Source organism: Bacillus sp. GW821-FHT01G09 (assembly GCF_059422205.1).
The window spans coordinates 25,435-39,645 of record NZ_JBWKWL010000001.1; the positions used below are offsets into that span (position 1 = coordinate 25,435).

The 14,211-nt window shown below is 43.2% G+C and carries 10 protein-coding genes and 2 pseudogenes; 1 reads left to right on the top strand and 11 read right to left on the bottom strand.

The features are described 5' to 3' along the window. Window positions 1-104: 104 nt before the first annotated feature. The 5 genes and pseudogenes from AC07VD_RS00135 to mcpB all read right to left on the bottom strand — a co-directional run bounded on the left by AC07VD_RS00135 (window position 105) and on the right by mcpB (window position 8,471). The gene (locus AC07VD_RS00135; RefSeq protein WP_015251357.1) at window positions 105-2,093 is read right to left on the bottom strand and encodes a methyl-accepting chemotaxis protein; all 1,989 of its coding nucleotides are present in this window, start codon (window positions 2,091-2,093) and stop codon (window positions 105-107) included. A gap of 113 nt (window positions 2,094-2,206) precedes the next feature. Next, the gene (locus AC07VD_RS00140) at window positions 2,207-3,157 is read right to left on the bottom strand and encodes a methyl-accepting chemotaxis protein (RefSeq protein ID WP_369877620.1); all 951 of its coding nucleotides are present in this window, start codon (window positions 3,155-3,157) and stop codon (window positions 2,207-2,209) included. After that, window positions 3,152-4,195 (bottom strand): annotated as a pseudogene (gene mcpA, locus AC07VD_RS00145) (methyl-accepting chemotaxis protein); the annotation flags it as partial. The gene AC07VD_RS00140 and the pseudogene mcpA, both read right to left, overlap by 6 nt. 122 nt (window positions 4,196-4,317) lie before the next feature. Beyond that, a complete protein-coding gene (gene tlpA, locus AC07VD_RS00150; RefSeq protein WP_124058969.1) occupies window positions 4,318-6,306 on the bottom strand; it encodes a methyl-accepting chemotaxis protein TlpA in 1,989 nt (662 codons plus the stop codon). A gap of 176 nt (window positions 6,307-6,482) precedes the next feature. Beyond that, window positions 6,483-8,471: a methyl-accepting chemotaxis protein McpB gene (mcpB, locus tag AC07VD_RS00155; protein ID WP_494721621.1), complete on the bottom strand. Its 1,989-nt coding sequence runs from the start codon at window positions 8,469-8,471 to the stop codon at window positions 6,483-6,485. 157 nt (window positions 8,472-8,628) lie between these two features. Between mcpB and AC07VD_RS00160 the strand changes: the two genes are divergently transcribed. Then, window positions 8,629-9,366 (top strand): protein-glutamine gamma-glutamyltransferase, encoded by a 738-nt coding sequence (locus AC07VD_RS00160; protein WP_003228904.1) that lies wholly within the window; start codon window positions 8,629-8,631, stop codon window positions 9,364-9,366. 13 nt (window positions 9,367-9,379) lie between these two features. On the opposite strand, the gene AC07VD_RS00165 is transcribed toward AC07VD_RS00160, so the two are convergent. The 6 genes and pseudogenes from AC07VD_RS00165 to AC07VD_RS00190 form a co-directional block, all read right to left on the bottom strand. Then, window positions 9,380-9,634: a protein YuzH gene (locus AC07VD_RS00165; RefSeq protein ID WP_003244393.1), complete on the bottom strand. Its 255-nt coding sequence runs from the start codon at window positions 9,632-9,634 to the stop codon at window positions 9,380-9,382. A 256-nt stretch (window positions 9,635-9,890) separates the two neighbouring features. After that, on the bottom strand, window positions 9,891-10,289 hold the full coding sequence (locus AC07VD_RS00170) for a secondary thiamine-phosphate synthase enzyme YjbQ (RefSeq protein WP_124058973.1): 399 nt from the start codon (window positions 10,287-10,289) through the stop codon (window positions 9,891-9,893). Continuing rightward, window positions 10,249-10,382, bottom strand: a pseudogene (locus AC07VD_RS00175) (hypothetical protein). The gene AC07VD_RS00170 and the pseudogene AC07VD_RS00175 overlap by 41 nt, the downstream one beginning before the upstream one ends. Before the next feature lie 25 nt (window positions 10,383-10,407). Continuing rightward, window positions 10,408-12,072 (bottom strand): glycoside hydrolase family 13 protein, encoded by a 1,665-nt coding sequence (locus AC07VD_RS00180; RefSeq protein ID WP_494721620.1) that lies wholly within the window; start codon window positions 12,070-12,072, stop codon window positions 10,408-10,410. A gap of 126 nt (window positions 12,073-12,198) precedes the next feature. Then, on the bottom strand, window positions 12,199-13,488 hold the full coding sequence (locus AC07VD_RS00185; RefSeq protein WP_024571512.1) for a hemolysin family protein: 1,290 nt from the start codon (window positions 13,486-13,488) through the stop codon (window positions 12,199-12,201). A gap of 43 nt (window positions 13,489-13,531) precedes the next feature. Continuing rightward, window positions 13,532-14,209 carry a zinc metallopeptidase gene (locus tag AC07VD_RS00190; protein WP_003228889.1) on the bottom strand — a complete coding sequence of 226 codons (678 nt, stop codon included), beginning with the start codon at window positions 14,207-14,209 and terminating at the stop codon, window positions 13,532-13,534. Window positions 14,210-14,211: the final 2 nt, after the last annotated feature.

The window sequence follows — 14,211 nt, forward strand, 5'->3', positions numbered from 1 at the left end:
ATCCGTTTTCATTATATATGATTTCCGTTTGTTTTTGAATTGTTTTTGTTTATTTTTGTTTTTAATAAAAAAGAAAGCAGCAGATATGCCGCTTTCTCGTTTCATTATGATTCAATTTTAAATTTCTTCGTAATGTCCTGAAGTTCTTCCGCCATGTTTGCCAACGTTTCCGCTGAAGAGCTGATTTCTTCCATAGACGCAAGCTGTTCTTCAGCCGAAGCTGCGATATCCTGAATGCCTGCTGAGCTTTCTTTCGCCACTGCAGAAATATCTTCAACAGCACTTGACACTTCCTGTGATCCGGCTGACAGTTGTTCAACCGTCGCGTTCAAGTTTTGCAATTCGCCGGAAATTTGGGTTGTCATCTCATAGATTTGTTTAAAGCTTTCCGCTGTTTGATCCGTAATCTGCAAGCCTTCTTTCACTTCATGATTCACGGATTGGAACATCGAAAGTGAGGTGCTGATTTCTCTGACAATCTCTTGAATTAATCCTTCAATTTCCTTGGCGGAGTCTGCTGACTGTACAGCAAGTTTTCTAACCTCTTCCGCAACTACTGAGAAACCTCTTCCGTACTCTCCCGCTCTTGCCGCCTCAATCGCAGCATTTAATGCAAGCAGGTTGGTTTGATCAGCAATGCCATTAATCACATTCAAGATGCTTGTGATGTCTTGCGATTTTGTTTCAAGACCCTTCACAACCGCTTCCGCTTTTTGAACGGATTGGTCTATTGTTTTCATCTGGCCGACTGTATGCTCCACCAGCTTTTCTCCGCTGCCCGCTGCCTCAGAGGACTGAATCGATGATTTCGTAATGGTTGAAGAGGCCTGAGCCACTTTTGAAATCCCCTCGTTCATTTGAGAAAGATGATTTGAGCTTGTTTCCAGTTTCTCGCTTTGTGCCTCGTTGCCATCTGAGAACTGTTCGATGGCAAGTGTAATATGCTCAGTTGCCTTGCTCGTTTGGGCTGCGCTTGCCGTCAGCTCCTCAGAAGATGAAGCAACGTTTTCTACAGACGTTTGAATAACGCCGATTACAGAACGCAATGATGCAGACATTTCATTAAAGCTTTCGCCAAGCTGGCCAAACTCGTTTTTCGAGTGAATGTCAATGACTTCTGTGAGATCTCCGCTGCTGATTTTTGCAGACGTTGAGACAAGTTTTCTTAACGGCTTGGTGATGGCACGAATAATATAGAGAATGAGTATGCCGCCGATTACAATTGACACGCATAGAATGATAACCGCAGTGTTCAGCACCGGGCTTGAAGCATCTTGCAATTCACTGACAAAATATGTGCCTGCGATTTTCCAGCCAGTCAATTTATTTGTCGTAAAGGCCATTTTCTTTTCTTTGCCTTCGAATGTATATTCAAATGAGCCTTCTTTTTTGGAATATACTTGGTTTGTCCAATCGCCGGAACCGGTTGTCCCCGGCTTAATGGTCGGATGGGCGATATATTTTTTGTTGCCAGTTGTAATAAATGCAAAGCCTTCTTTACCGATTTTGATTCTTTGTGATGCAGTAAGCACTTCATCCAGGTTTAAATCAAGCGCTATAACCCCTGAACCGTCTTTTAATTGTTTTGAAATTGTGACAACGATATCTCCTGTCGCTTCATCAGTATACGGTTCTGAGAAAACAGCTTGTCCTTTTTCCGCAACCGCCTGTTTGTACCAGTCACGTCCTGTCGGATCGAAACCTTTCGGAACACCGCTATCCGGATATTTATAAAGCTTCTTATCTTCTGAAGCAGCATAGATTGCGCCTACATCGTCGTTAAGTGTCGTGTACTGCTTAAATTTCTCTTTCAGTAATGTTTTGTTTTTGCCTAGCAATATGTCTTTATCGACTGTCTCACTATAATAATCTATTGCTTTTACTTTATCTTCTAATTTATTTTGCAGCGTACTGTTTAGTTCTTCAACATTTCCCTTCGCACTGTTTATGAGCTCTCTGTCTAACGCGTTCCAAGCTGATTGATAACTGAAATATGCTAAAACCCCAACCGGCAAAATAAGCACTGCCAGAAACGCAGCGATTAGCGGTTTGCTGATCGATGGCTGTTTGATCCAATGTATGAATTTTCCCATTCTTGTTGACTCCTCCTTTAAGATAAATCTAATATCGTCAAACTAGGATAAAAGGTTTAATAAAAAAACTAAAAAAAACACCCAAGCGCAACAAGCTTGGGTGTTAAGGCTTATTATTCGATTTTGAATCGTTTGGTCATATCGCGAAGCTCTTCCGCCATAGACGAAAGGGTCTCTGCAGACGAGCTGATTTCTTCCATGGAAGCAAGCTGCTCTTCGGCTGACGCCGCGATATCTTGTATATGCGCTGAGCTTTCTTTTGAAATCGATGCAATGTGCTCAGACGCTCCCGAAACTTCTTCGGAGCTGGCAGAAAGCTGCTGAACCGTCGCACTCATATTTTGCAGTTCGCCGGCGATTTGGTTTGTCATTTCAGAAATGCGTTTGAAGCTCATTTCTGTTTTATCTGTGATGTCAAGGCCTGTCTGCACCTCTTGATTGACAGATTGGAACATGCCGAGAGATGTATTGATTTCCTTCACAATTTCGATGATTAATCCTTCAATCTCTTTTGCTGAATCTGCTGACTGTACTGCCAGTTTTCTTACTTCTTCCGCTACAACGGAGAAGCCGCGGCCGTACTCGCCTGCGCGCGCTGCTTCAATTGCTGCGTTTAAGGCAAGCAGGTTCGTCTGGTCTGCGATGCCGTTGATCACACGCAAAATGTTTGTAATATCTTTCGATTTCGTTTCCAATCCGCGTACGACTTGCTCCGCTTCTTTAACGGACTTGTCAATGACATTCATTTGGCCGACGGTTTGATGAACAAGCTTGCCGCCTTCACTTGCAATTTCTGTCGATTGAACAGATGAATCAGTGATCACTTCAGAAGCTTGAGCCATATTCGTCAACCCGTCATTCATTTGATAAATGTGCTCTGCTGCCGTTTCAATGTTTTCGTTTTGTTTTTCATTGCCGTTAGAAAATTGTTCAATCGCCAATGTAATGTGCTCTGTTGCCTTGCTCGTTTGCGCAGCTGATGCGGTCAGCTCCTCAGAGGAAGCGGCAACATTATCTACCGAATCCTGGATGGCGTGTATGAGAGAACGAAGTGACGACGCCATATTGTTAAAGCTTTTGCCGAGCTCGCCCAATTCATCTTTTGAACGGATATCAATGGTTTCCGTCAAATCTCCCTCGCTGATCCGCTTAGAGGAACCGACAAGCTGTTTCAGCGGTGTTGTAATCGACCGAATGATCAAAGTCATGACGATAATCCCTATGATAATAGCTGCGGCCAAGACAATTAAAGCAAGGTGAAGGACAGGCTGGGCTGCCTCATGGATTTCATCCAAATACATGGTGCCGCCGATCTTCCATCCCGTCAACTTGTTTGTGTCAAAGGCCATTTTTTTCTTATCGCCGTCCATGGTGTATTGAAAATCGCCTTTATCAGCGTTCAGCATCTTATCGAGCCAGTCGCCTTTTAATTCAGTTCCTGATTTTTCATTAGGATGAGCGACAACTTTTTTGTCCTTCGTCATGATAAATGCGTAGCCTTGTGTGCCGATGTTGACTTTTTTGGTTGTTTTCAACAGATTTTCAATCGTCATGTTGATTGCGATAACGCCTGAACCATCTTTTGTCTGCTGGGCGATTGTCACAACCATCGTATTTGTAGAAGCAGTTTTATAAGGATCTGTCACAACGACTTTTCCTTTATTTGCAACCGCTTTTTTGTACCAGTCGCGTTCAACCGGATTATAGCCGCTTGGCATCGGAAGATCCGGATAGCGGGTAAAGTGTCCTTTTGTGTCGCTTGTATAAATGGATTCTACATCCTTGTTAATGCTGATATATTGTGAGAATTTCTCTGCAATGCTTGCATTGCTTTTTGCATTGTATTTCTCTTTTGTCAGCCATTCGCTGAAATAATCAGCACTGTTTTCTTTTTCGCCGATGCTGGTGTTAATGATTTCGTTTAATTGCTGTACATTTTCCAATGCGCTCCCCATCATCTGTCTGTCGAGTGAGCTGCTAGCCGATTGATACGCAAAGATCGCCAATATGACAACCGGTATGATGAGGATCGACAGAAAGGAAACGAGAAGCTTCCGTGTAATTGATCTTTGTTTTATGAGTTGGAGTATTTTTTTCATCATTCATTTCTCCTTTTTTATGCTACCCTTCATATCGGCTGGAAATGGGTAAATATATACAGCAAAAAAGAAGAAATTTAACAAAAGTAACTAATTTCCCATAAATAAATAGTATTTTAGACCTATTATTTATCTACTTTAAATTGTTTTGTCAGATCACGGAGTTCTTCAGACATTCTTTCAAGCGTCAGTGCAGATGAACTAATCTCCTCCATGGATGCCAGTTGTTCCTCAGCTGAAGCGGCGATATCTTGGATGCCATCCGAGCTTTCCTTAGAAATGGCTGTGATATCATTTGAAGCTGCGGAAATTTCTTGAGCTCCCGCTGACAGCTCCTCAACCGTCGCATTCATGTTTTGCAGCTCGGAAGCAATTTGATTGGTCATTTGAGATATATGTTTGAAGCTCTGTTTAGTTTCATCCGTCATGACAAGCCCTGTTTCAACTTCTTTGTTTACGGACTGAAGCACGTTCAGTGATGTGTGAATTTCCTTTACGATTTCACTGATCAGCGATTCAATTTCTTTTGCCGAGTCAGCCGACTGTACCGCGAGCTTTCTCACTTCCTCAGCGACGACTGAAAAGCCCCGGCCGTATTCACCCGCTCTGGCCGCTTCAATGGCGGCATTTAAAGCCAAAAGATTGGTTTGATCCGCAATACCGTTGATGACACGCAAAATATTTGTGATATCCTTTGATTTGATCTCCAGCCCTTTCACCACTTGTTCCGCTGCTTTTACGGAATGGTCAATTGTGTTCATTTGGCCGGCTGTTTTCTGGACGAGTGTCTCCCCTTTACTTGACACTTCTGTTGAATCTGCGGATGTTTCTGTAATCACTGCTGCTGCCCGCGCCAGCTCTGCCAATCCGTCATTCATTTCATTAATTTGTTCGGTTGTCGTTTCTATTTTCTCGCTTTGGCTTTCGCTGCCGTTTGAAAATTGCTCGATAGCCATCGTAATGTGCTCAGTGGCTCTGCTTGTCTGGTCTGCCGATGCAGTCAGCTCTTCAGACGATGAGGCAACGTGTTCTACTGAGTCTTTGATCCCGTGAATGAGCGAGCGAAGCGAGTGTGCCATATGATTGAAGCTCTCGCTCAGAACGCCGAGTTCATCTTTTGAATTGATTTCAATCGTTTCGGTTAGATCGCCTTCACTAATTTTTTCAGCTGATGCGACAATGCGTCTCAATGGCTTTGTGATGGATCGAATCACAAAATAAATCGCCGTCATTCCAGCTCCGATGGCAATCGCCAGAACGATTGAAGCCATGATCAGAACCCTGCTTGCAGCATCGTGAATCTCGTTTGCATACATCGTGCCGCTGATTTTCCAGCCTGTTGTTTCGCTTGTTGCAAATGCCATTTTTTTCTTTTTGCCTTTGTACGTATATTCAAAGTCCCCGCTTTTATCCTTGTAGAGCTTATCAACCCAGTCCCCTTTTAGCTCTGTTCCCGCTTTTTCTCCGGAGTAGGCGATGACTTTCTTGTTTTGGCTCAAGATAAAAGCATAGCCTTCTTTTCCGATATTGATTCCTTTCGCGGTAGTGACTAAGTCATCAATTTTCATATCAATGGCGACAACGCCTGATCCATCCACCGTTTGACGGGCGATGGTGACGACCATTTTTCCTGATGAAATCGATTCATAAGGCTCAGTGAAAATTGTTTTGCCTTTATTGGCCATTGCTTCTTTGTACCAATCTCGTTCCAAAGCATTAAAGTCACTTGGCATGTCAGCGTACGGATAACGGGTGAATTCCCCGTCTTTGCCGCTTGAAAATATCGCAGCGACATTATCATTCATTTGGATAAATTGTTTAAATTCCTGTTTCAGCTCTGTTTTCTTTTTATCCTGAAATTTTTCTGCTGTAGCCCAATCGCTGAAATACGCGAGGCTTTTTTCAGTCGTACTGATTTTATCATCAATGATGTGATCTAATATCTGAACATTTTCCTTTGCGCTTTGCGTCATCTGTACATCAAGTGAGGCAACTGCTGATTGATAAGCGCTAACCGAAAGGGCGGTTATCGGAACAATTAAGATCAGCAGGAAAGAAATAATAAGTCTCCTTGCAATTGATGATCTGCGAATAGTGGTGAGTGTTTTTTTCATTTCCTTTTGAACCTTCTTTCAATAATTTACAAATTATATCGGCGGATCTTCCTTTAAATTACATTGAAAATGAAGGAAAAAATGAAAAATAGTTCTAAAATCACCGGTTAAACTAGGACTTTATTATTGTTTACCATATAAAAAAACAGCGCTTTGATAGCGCTGTTTTTCGGTTTTTACTCGATTTTAAATTGTTTCGTCAGATCACGAAGCTCTTCTGCCATCTGCGCAAGAGTGGTCGCTGAGGAACTGATTTCTTCCATGGAAGCAAGCTGTTCTTCAGCTGATGCGGCAATGTCCTGGATGCTAGCCGAGCTTTCTTTCGACACGTCTGCAATGCCGCTGACTGCTGCTGAAACATGCTGTGAACGGTCTGACAGCTGCTCGACGGTGGAATTCATCGTCTGCAGCTTGCCCTCGATTTCGTTTGTCATGCTGAAAATGCTCTGGAAGCTTTCTTTTGTATTGTCTGTGACAACAAGTCCGGACTGTACTTCCTGATTGACCTCTTTAAACATGTGAAGAGAGGTTTCGATTTCTGCGACGATTTCTTGGATCAGCTTTTCGATTTCTTTTGCTGAATCGGCTGATTGGACAGCCAGCTTGCGCACTTCCTCCGCTACGACAGAGAAGCCGCGTCCTGACTCTCCGGCACGCGCCGCTTCAATGGCTGCGTTTAGTGCAAGCAGGTTTGTTTGGTCAGCGATTCCGTTGATGACTCTCAAAATGCTTGTGATGTCTTTTGATTTTCCTTCTAAGCCTTTGACAACAGCTTCAGCCTGCTGAACAGATTGATTAATCGAGTTCATTTGTCCGACTGTCTGCTGCACAAACTTCTCACCCGTTCCGGCGATTTCCGTTGATTGAATAGATGCCTTTGTAATATCTGACGATGTTTGTGAGACTTGCTGGAGTCCTTCATTCATTAAGTTCAGCTGATGAGAGCTGGATTCAACCTTTTCGCTTTGCTCCTCGTTTCCGTTTGAGAACTGCTCAATCGCCATCGTAATATGCTCGGTGGCTTTACTCGTCTGCCCGGCAGATGCCGTAAGCTGTTCGGAAGATGCGGCCACATTGTTCACCGAGTCCTGAATAGCGCTGATCAGAGAGCGGAGAGATTGTCCCATTTCATTGAAGCTTTCCCCAAGCTCCCCAAGCTCATCCTTTGAATGGATTTCGATCGTTTCGGTCAGATCCCCCCTGCTGATCGTTTTCGATGATTGAACAAGACGTTTTAACGGTTTTGTAATCGAACGAACGATAAACAGAATTAAAATTCCGCCTGCCACAATGGAAGCAATCAGCACGATCATTCCTGTTGTCAGCACAGACTTTGAGGCATCCTTAATTTCATCCATATACATTGTGCCGGCTATTTTCCAACCAGTCAGTTCGTTTGTAGTATAGGTCATCTTTTTATCTTCGTTATTAAGAGTATACTGGAGTTCACCGCTGTCATTCGCATACATTTTGGCTACCCAGTCGCCTGAAAGCTTTTCTCCAGCCTTATGGTTCTTGTGGGCGACATAGGTTTTGTTTTTTGTTGCAATGAAAGCATAACCTTCTTTTCCGACCTTGATTTGTTTCATTTGTTCTAACAATTTATCAATGGTAATATCCATGGCGACAACGCCAGATCCGTCCTTCAGCTCCTGTGCAATGGTAATGACCATGCTTCCGTCACTCGCAGCCACGTAAGGATCTGTCACGACAATTTGACCGCCGGCCTTCATCGCATCCTGGTACCAAGGGCGTTGTCTCGGGTCGTATCCTTCCGGCAATTTCTCTTTTGGCGCTTGTACGTAAGTGCCGTTATCTGCGCCCCCATAAATTCTGGCTACTCCTTGATTAATAGATACATATTGTGAAAATTTAGCTTTGATCTCTTCTTGATTAGATTTCCCTTTGAATGCGGATCTTTTAAGAGATTCACTGAAAAAGGTGACTGCTTTCGCTTTTTCTCCCAGATTATTTGTAACAGTTGTATTAAATGTATCGACACTGTTTTTCGCATTTCCCATAATTTCCTGATCCAGCTTTCCGCTGGCGCTTCGGTAAGAACTAAATTCTAATATAAGAATAGGGATAATGAGAATCGCGATAAATGAGACGATTAATTTCTTTGAAATAGACGGTTTCTTCAGCCAATTGATAAAAGTCTTCATGTCACTTGCTCCTTCAGGTTTGATACAGTATATATCGGCTGCTTAAAAAAGTTTTAAAATAAAAAATGGAAGAAGTTCTTTTTGGCTGTCTTCTGTCTTTTTAACTTTCATTGCCCAAGCCCTTTGCATATCTTATAAAAAACAAGGGGGGCTAAACATGATTATTGTATCAGGACAATTGCTCCGTCCCCAGGATATTGAAAATTGGCAGATTGATCAAAATCTGAATCCGCTGTTAAAAGAGATGATTGAGACACCTGTTCAGTTTGATTATCATTCAATTGCTGAACTGATGTTTGAGCTTAAACTGCGGATGAATATTGTAGCAGCGGCAAAGACGCTGCACAAAAGCGGGGCGAAGTTTGCCACTTTTTTAAAAACATACGGGAATACAACGTATTGGAGAGTTTCACCGGAGGGCGCCTTGGAGCTGAAATACAGAATGCCGCCTTCAAAAGCGATTCGGGACATTGCTGAGAACGGCCCGTTTTATGCGTTTGAATGCGCAACCGCAATCGTTATCATTTATTACTTGGCCTTAATCGATACAATCGGAGAAGATAAATTCAATGCCAGCTTTGACAGAATTATTTTATATGACTGGCATTATGAGAAATTGCCGATATATACGGAAACAGGACACCACTTTTTCCTTGGAGATTGTTTGTATTTTAAGAATCCTGAATTTGATCCGCAAAAGGCGCAATGGAGAGGCGAAAATGTGATACTACTGGGGGAAGATAAATATTTTGCCCATGGTCTTGGAATCTTAAACGGAAAGCAAATTATTGATAAGCTGAATTCTTTTAGGAAAAAAGGAGCCTTACAGTCAGCCTACCTTCTGTCTCAGGCGACCAGACTGGATGTTCCGTCTCTTTTCCGCATCGTCCGCTAAAAAGCCCCATCGCCTATTTTCCGGACGATGGGGTTTCAAATGCCTTTCGTTTTCGATAGAAGGGGGCTGTGCCGAAATATTGGTTCGCAGCCCACTCCATTTTTTCAAGGTCATTTCTTGTCACGATTGGATCCTGGCTGCTCCATTTGATAAAGCGGACAAAATAGTAGCCTTTGATAGGAACCATTGTAACTTTTGAGTGAGGCCAGCCTTCAAATACAAACTCAATTTTCCCTCTTTTTTTATAAGAATATTGAAGAATGTTCATATCTGTCACCTCAGTTTATCAAGTTACGTTCGGCAAAGCTCGGTACGTTTACATCCATTGATTGACTATCCCTCATGCAGGCTTTCCTGAAAACAAAGGGTGAGGCGCGTGTCTCTTTCCCTCGCTTTTTATTTCGCATATGGACGAATGCCAAGCGCGCCTTCATTCGATAAAGCGGCAGCCGGGGCGGGTGTGACAAGCCCTCCGGCTATCGGCGTTTGTTCAGCGATCATGCTTTTGTCAAAAAAACAGCCTATTATCCCATCATTTTGATATAGCATGTCCGGGCGCGAGGGCCGTCAAATTCACAGAAATAAATGCCCTGCCACGTTCCAAGAATGAGCCGGCCGTTTTCCACAATGACATGCTGTGAAGCTCCGACCGTACTCGACTTCATGTGTGCAGCTGTATTGCCCTCCATATGGCGGTCCAGCTCATGTTCCCACGGATATACCTCATCAAACCTTCTGAGCATATCTTTTTTGACGTCCGGATCGGCATTTTCATTAATTGTAATACCCGCAGTCGTATGCGGACAGTAAATTAGCGCTGCGCCGCTCGTTATACCTGTTTCTTGAAGAAACGTTTCCACCTCACGGGTGATATCAATCATTTCATCTCGTTTGGTCGTTTTGATTTGCAGTGTTTTCAGCATTTGTTTCTCCTTTCGTTTGTCCGCTCTCATTGCTTAATTCTTTCTGTGTTCTTTTTTTCCTGTTAAACCGCTCTCATAAACCTGATACAACAAAAAAACTCCAGTCTAAGGCTGGAGATTAGCGCCATAGATATATTCTTGCTTCATACGGCTTTAAGAGTGCTGATGTCATATGCTTGTGCGGCTCTGCTTCAATATTTGACAAGACGAGTGCATCTGATGACAATGGCAAGCCAGAGTGCTTGAACAACGCTGGTGTTCCTGTCAGATTGGCCACAATCAGTGCAGTATGGCTCTCGTTTTTCCGAAGATATGCAAAGATTTGCTGATCTTCCGGTAAAATGAGCTCGTATGTCCCGTTAATAAAAACATCATATGTTTGGCGCAGCTTGATCAAGCTTTTGTAAAAATGGTAAACGGATGTTTTATCATTTTTTTGCGCCTCGGCATTCAGCCATTTGTAATTCTCATTGATTCCGATCCACGGTTTGGCCTCAGAAAATCCGGCGTATGGACCTGCATTCCATTGCATCGGCGTTCTTGAATTGTCTCTTCCCTTTTTCCAGACAATCTTCATCACATCCTCGTGTGATGTGCCTTTCGCTGTTTTTGTTTCATACAGGCGTTTCATTGCGACATCATCATAGTCCTCAATAGAGGGAAAAGCCACGTTCGTCATCCCGAGTTCCTGTCCCTGATAAATAAACGGTGTGCCTTTCATGAGAAAATAAACAGCGGAAAGCGCTTTTGCACTTTCTTTCAGGTACACTCCGTCGTCTCCCCACACAGAAACTGAACGGGGCTGGTCGTGATTCTCCATAAACAAAGCATTCCAGCCGATCCCTTCCAGACTGTCCTGCCAGTCAGTTAAAATTCGTTTAAATGCAACGATATCAATACTTTCATTGATCTCTACATCCCACAGGCCGAGATGCTCAAATTGAAAAATCATGCTGAATATGCCGTTTTTTTCTCCAGCCCAATCAGCTGCTTCTTTTGCAGCGACGCCGTTTGCTTCACCAACTGTCATAATCGGATAGCGGGAAAACGTGTTTTCCTTCAGTTCTGTTAACAAATCCATAATGCCGTCAGCATTCATATGATAAGGAAAGGAAGGGACATAGTCCAGTCCCTTTGGATTCGGCATGTCAGGAAACCCTTCTTTTTTCTTAATATGCGTAATGGCATCCACCCGAAATCCGTCAATTCCTTTATCAAGCCACCAATTGATCATGTCATAAACGGCATTCCTCACCTTTTCATTTTCCCAATTCAAATCAGGCTGTTTTTTATCAAAAAGGTGCAGATAATACTGGCTTGTCTTTTGATCATACTCCCAAGCCGGCCCGCCGAAAATGCTTTCCCAATTGTTGGGCGTTTTTCCGTTTATGCCGTCTTTCCAAATATACCAGTCGCGCTTTTCCGAGTGTATGGATGAACGGGATTCTATGAACCATGGATGTTCGTCGCTTGTGTGGTTCACAACGAGATCCATAATCAGCTTCATATCCAGATCATGAATGTCACCAAGCAGCTCATCAAAATCTTCCATCGTGCCAAACTCGCTTAATATGTTTTGATAATCCCTGATATCATAGCCATTATCGGCATTCGGTGAATCATACAGCGGGCAAATCCATATGACGTCAGCGCCCAGCTCTTTTATGTAAGAAAGCTTGGTTCTGATTCCTTGAATATCCCCGATTCCGTCGCCATTTGAATCTTTAAAACTGCGGGGGTAAATTTGGTAAACTACGGCTTCCTTCCACCAAGCCTTTTTCATACAGCCACTCCTTCCCAGTGTACCGTTCTTATATATCCTATGTAGAAAAAGGTCTTTACAGCATTGCTTTTTAAGAAATGACTTGATGACACAAAAAACAGCCGTTTGTTCCCCGGCTGTTTTTTATCAAAAATCAGTTTTTTTTATTTCTACAAAACGGATGTGGTGATCTTCGGCGTCGAGGATTTTAAATTCACAGCCCTCCGCGTGTATCACATCCCCTGCTTTCAGCTCCATTTTTTGCGTTAGAAGCCAGCCTGCAATCGTATCAATTTCTTCATTTTCAATCGCAATGTCGAGAAGGTCATTCACTTCGTCTATTAGCGCTTTTCCATCCATCACATAATGGTGCTCGCCCTTTTTCAGGATGTGCGGTGTTTCATCCTGATCATACTCATCGCGGATTTCCCCGACGATTTCCTCGATAATATCCTCTACAGTGACAAGCCCCGCCGTTCCCCCGTATTCATCGACAAGAATCGCCATGTGAATCCGCTCCTTCTGCATGCGGATTAAAAGCTGCTGAACAGGAATGCTTTCAATGACCCTGATAACGGGCCTCATGATTTGCTCCAGCTTTATCGGCTGGCCGAGAAAATAAGCTTTAAACATATCTTTGCTGTTGATGATCCCTAAAATATGATCCTTGTCATCTTTGATGACAGGGTAGCGTGTATACCGTTCATTAATGATGTGATGAATTGCCTCTTCAAGCGACTGCTCCAGAGAGATAACCGCAATTTCTGTCCGCGGAATCATAATCTCTCTCGCTACCCGGTTGTCAAATTCAAAAATCTTATTTACATAACGGAATTCAGACTGATTGATTTCTCCCTTTTCATAGCTTTCTGAAAGGATCAGTCTTAGTTCCTCCTCGCTGATGACAACCTGATGCTCCTTTACCGAATGAAAGCCAAACAATTTCACAAGAAAACTTGCAGAGCCGTTTAATGCTTTAATAAACGGGTACGTGATTTTATAAAACCAGATCAGCGGCTTTGCAATCCATAAGCTTACAGCTTCAGCTTTTTGAATAGAAACCGTTTTTGGGGCAAGCTCCCCCATCACCACATGCAAAAAAGTGACGATAATAAATGCAACTACAAATGTGACAATGTGATTAAACGGTTCCGGCATGCCTGTCATTGTAAATAAGGGATGAAGAAAACGTTCAAATGTAGGTTCACCAAGCCATCCAAGGCCGAGGGCAGTAATCGTAATCCCGAGCTGGCAGGCTGATAAATACTCGTCAAGATTGGAGATGATTTTATGTGCGGCTAGCGCTCGGCTGTCACCGCTTTCGATGAGCTGATTGATTTTTGAACCTCTGATTTTGACGATCGCAAATTCCGCTGCAACGAAAACAGCCGTAATGCCAATCAAAACAAAAATGGCGATCAATTGTAAAATAAGCAAAAAAAGCCCTTACCATAAATGGTAAGGGGCCACCTCCTTAACGTTAATTCTCATCACGACCGTTTAAGAAAATCATCACAAAACGAAGTAGTTCAAACAGGGAAACCAGGGCGGCGGCCACATACGTTAAGGCAGCAGCGCTCAGCACTTTATTTACCCCATTTTCTTCATTGTTTCGGATGAATCCTTCTGACACAATAATCTGCTTGGCGCGTGAACTTGCATTGAATTCGACAGGCAATGTAATCAGCTGGAAAAAGACTGCCGCTGAAAACAGTATGATGCCAAGCCCGATCAAATTCAGGCTGCCGAGAAGCATGCCTCCTAAGAAAAGCAAAGGAGCTACACCGGATGCAAAATTCACGACTGGGAAGATTTTATGTCTCAGCACAAGCGCACCATATGACTCCTGATGCTGCAAGGCATGTCCGACTTCATGGGAAGCTACGGATATGGCGGAAATTGAGCGGCCGTAATAGACCGGCTCAGATAAACGCACCACCCGTCTTGTCGGGTCGTAATGGTCTGTTAAAGTGCCTCTTACCGGTTCGACCGGCACGTCGTAAAGACCGTTTATATCTAAAATCCGTCTTGCCGTTTCTGCCCCTGTACGTCCGCTTGAGGCTTCCACTTTTGAATATTTTTCAAAGTTGCTCTTTACTTTAAATTGTGCCCAAAACGACAATCCCAATGCGGCTATTGTTAAAAATATAAACAGCATTT

What these genes read in the sequence shown, in the direction of transcription:
- AC07VD_RS00135 (WP_015251357.1), bottom strand. Translation starts at nt 2,093, where the DNA reads ATGGGAAAATTCATACATTGGATCAAACAGCCATCGATCAGCAAACCG.
- AC07VD_RS00140 (WP_369877620.1), bottom strand. Translation starts at nt 3,157, where the DNA reads ATGGCGTCGTCACTTCGTTCTCTCATACACGCCATCCAGGATTCGGTA.
- tlpA (WP_124058969.1), bottom strand. Translation starts at nt 6,306, where the DNA reads ATGAAAAAAACACTCACCACTATTCGCAGATCATCAATTGCAAGGAGA.
- mcpB (WP_494721621.1), bottom strand. Translation starts at nt 8,471, where the DNA reads ATGAAGACTTTTATCAATTGGCTGAAGAAACCGTCTATTTCAAAGAAA.
- AC07VD_RS00160 (WP_003228904.1), top strand. Translation starts at nt 8,629, where the DNA reads ATGATTATTGTATCAGGACAATTGCTCCGTCCCCAGGATATTGAAAAT.
- AC07VD_RS00165 (WP_003244393.1), bottom strand. Translation starts at nt 9,634, where the DNA reads ATGAACATTCTTCAATATTCTTATAAAAAAAGAGGGAAAATTGAGTTT.
- AC07VD_RS00170 (WP_124058973.1), bottom strand. Translation starts at nt 10,289, where the DNA reads ATGCTGAAAACACTGCAAATCAAAACGACCAAACGAGATGAAATGATT.
- AC07VD_RS00180 (WP_494721620.1), bottom strand. Translation starts at nt 12,072, where the DNA reads ATGAAAAAGGCTTGGTGGAAGGAAGCCGTAGTTTACCAAATTTACCCC.
- AC07VD_RS00190 (WP_003228889.1), bottom strand. Translation starts at nt 14,209, where the DNA reads ATGCTGTTTATATTTTTAACAATAGCCGCATTGGGATTGTCGTTTTGG.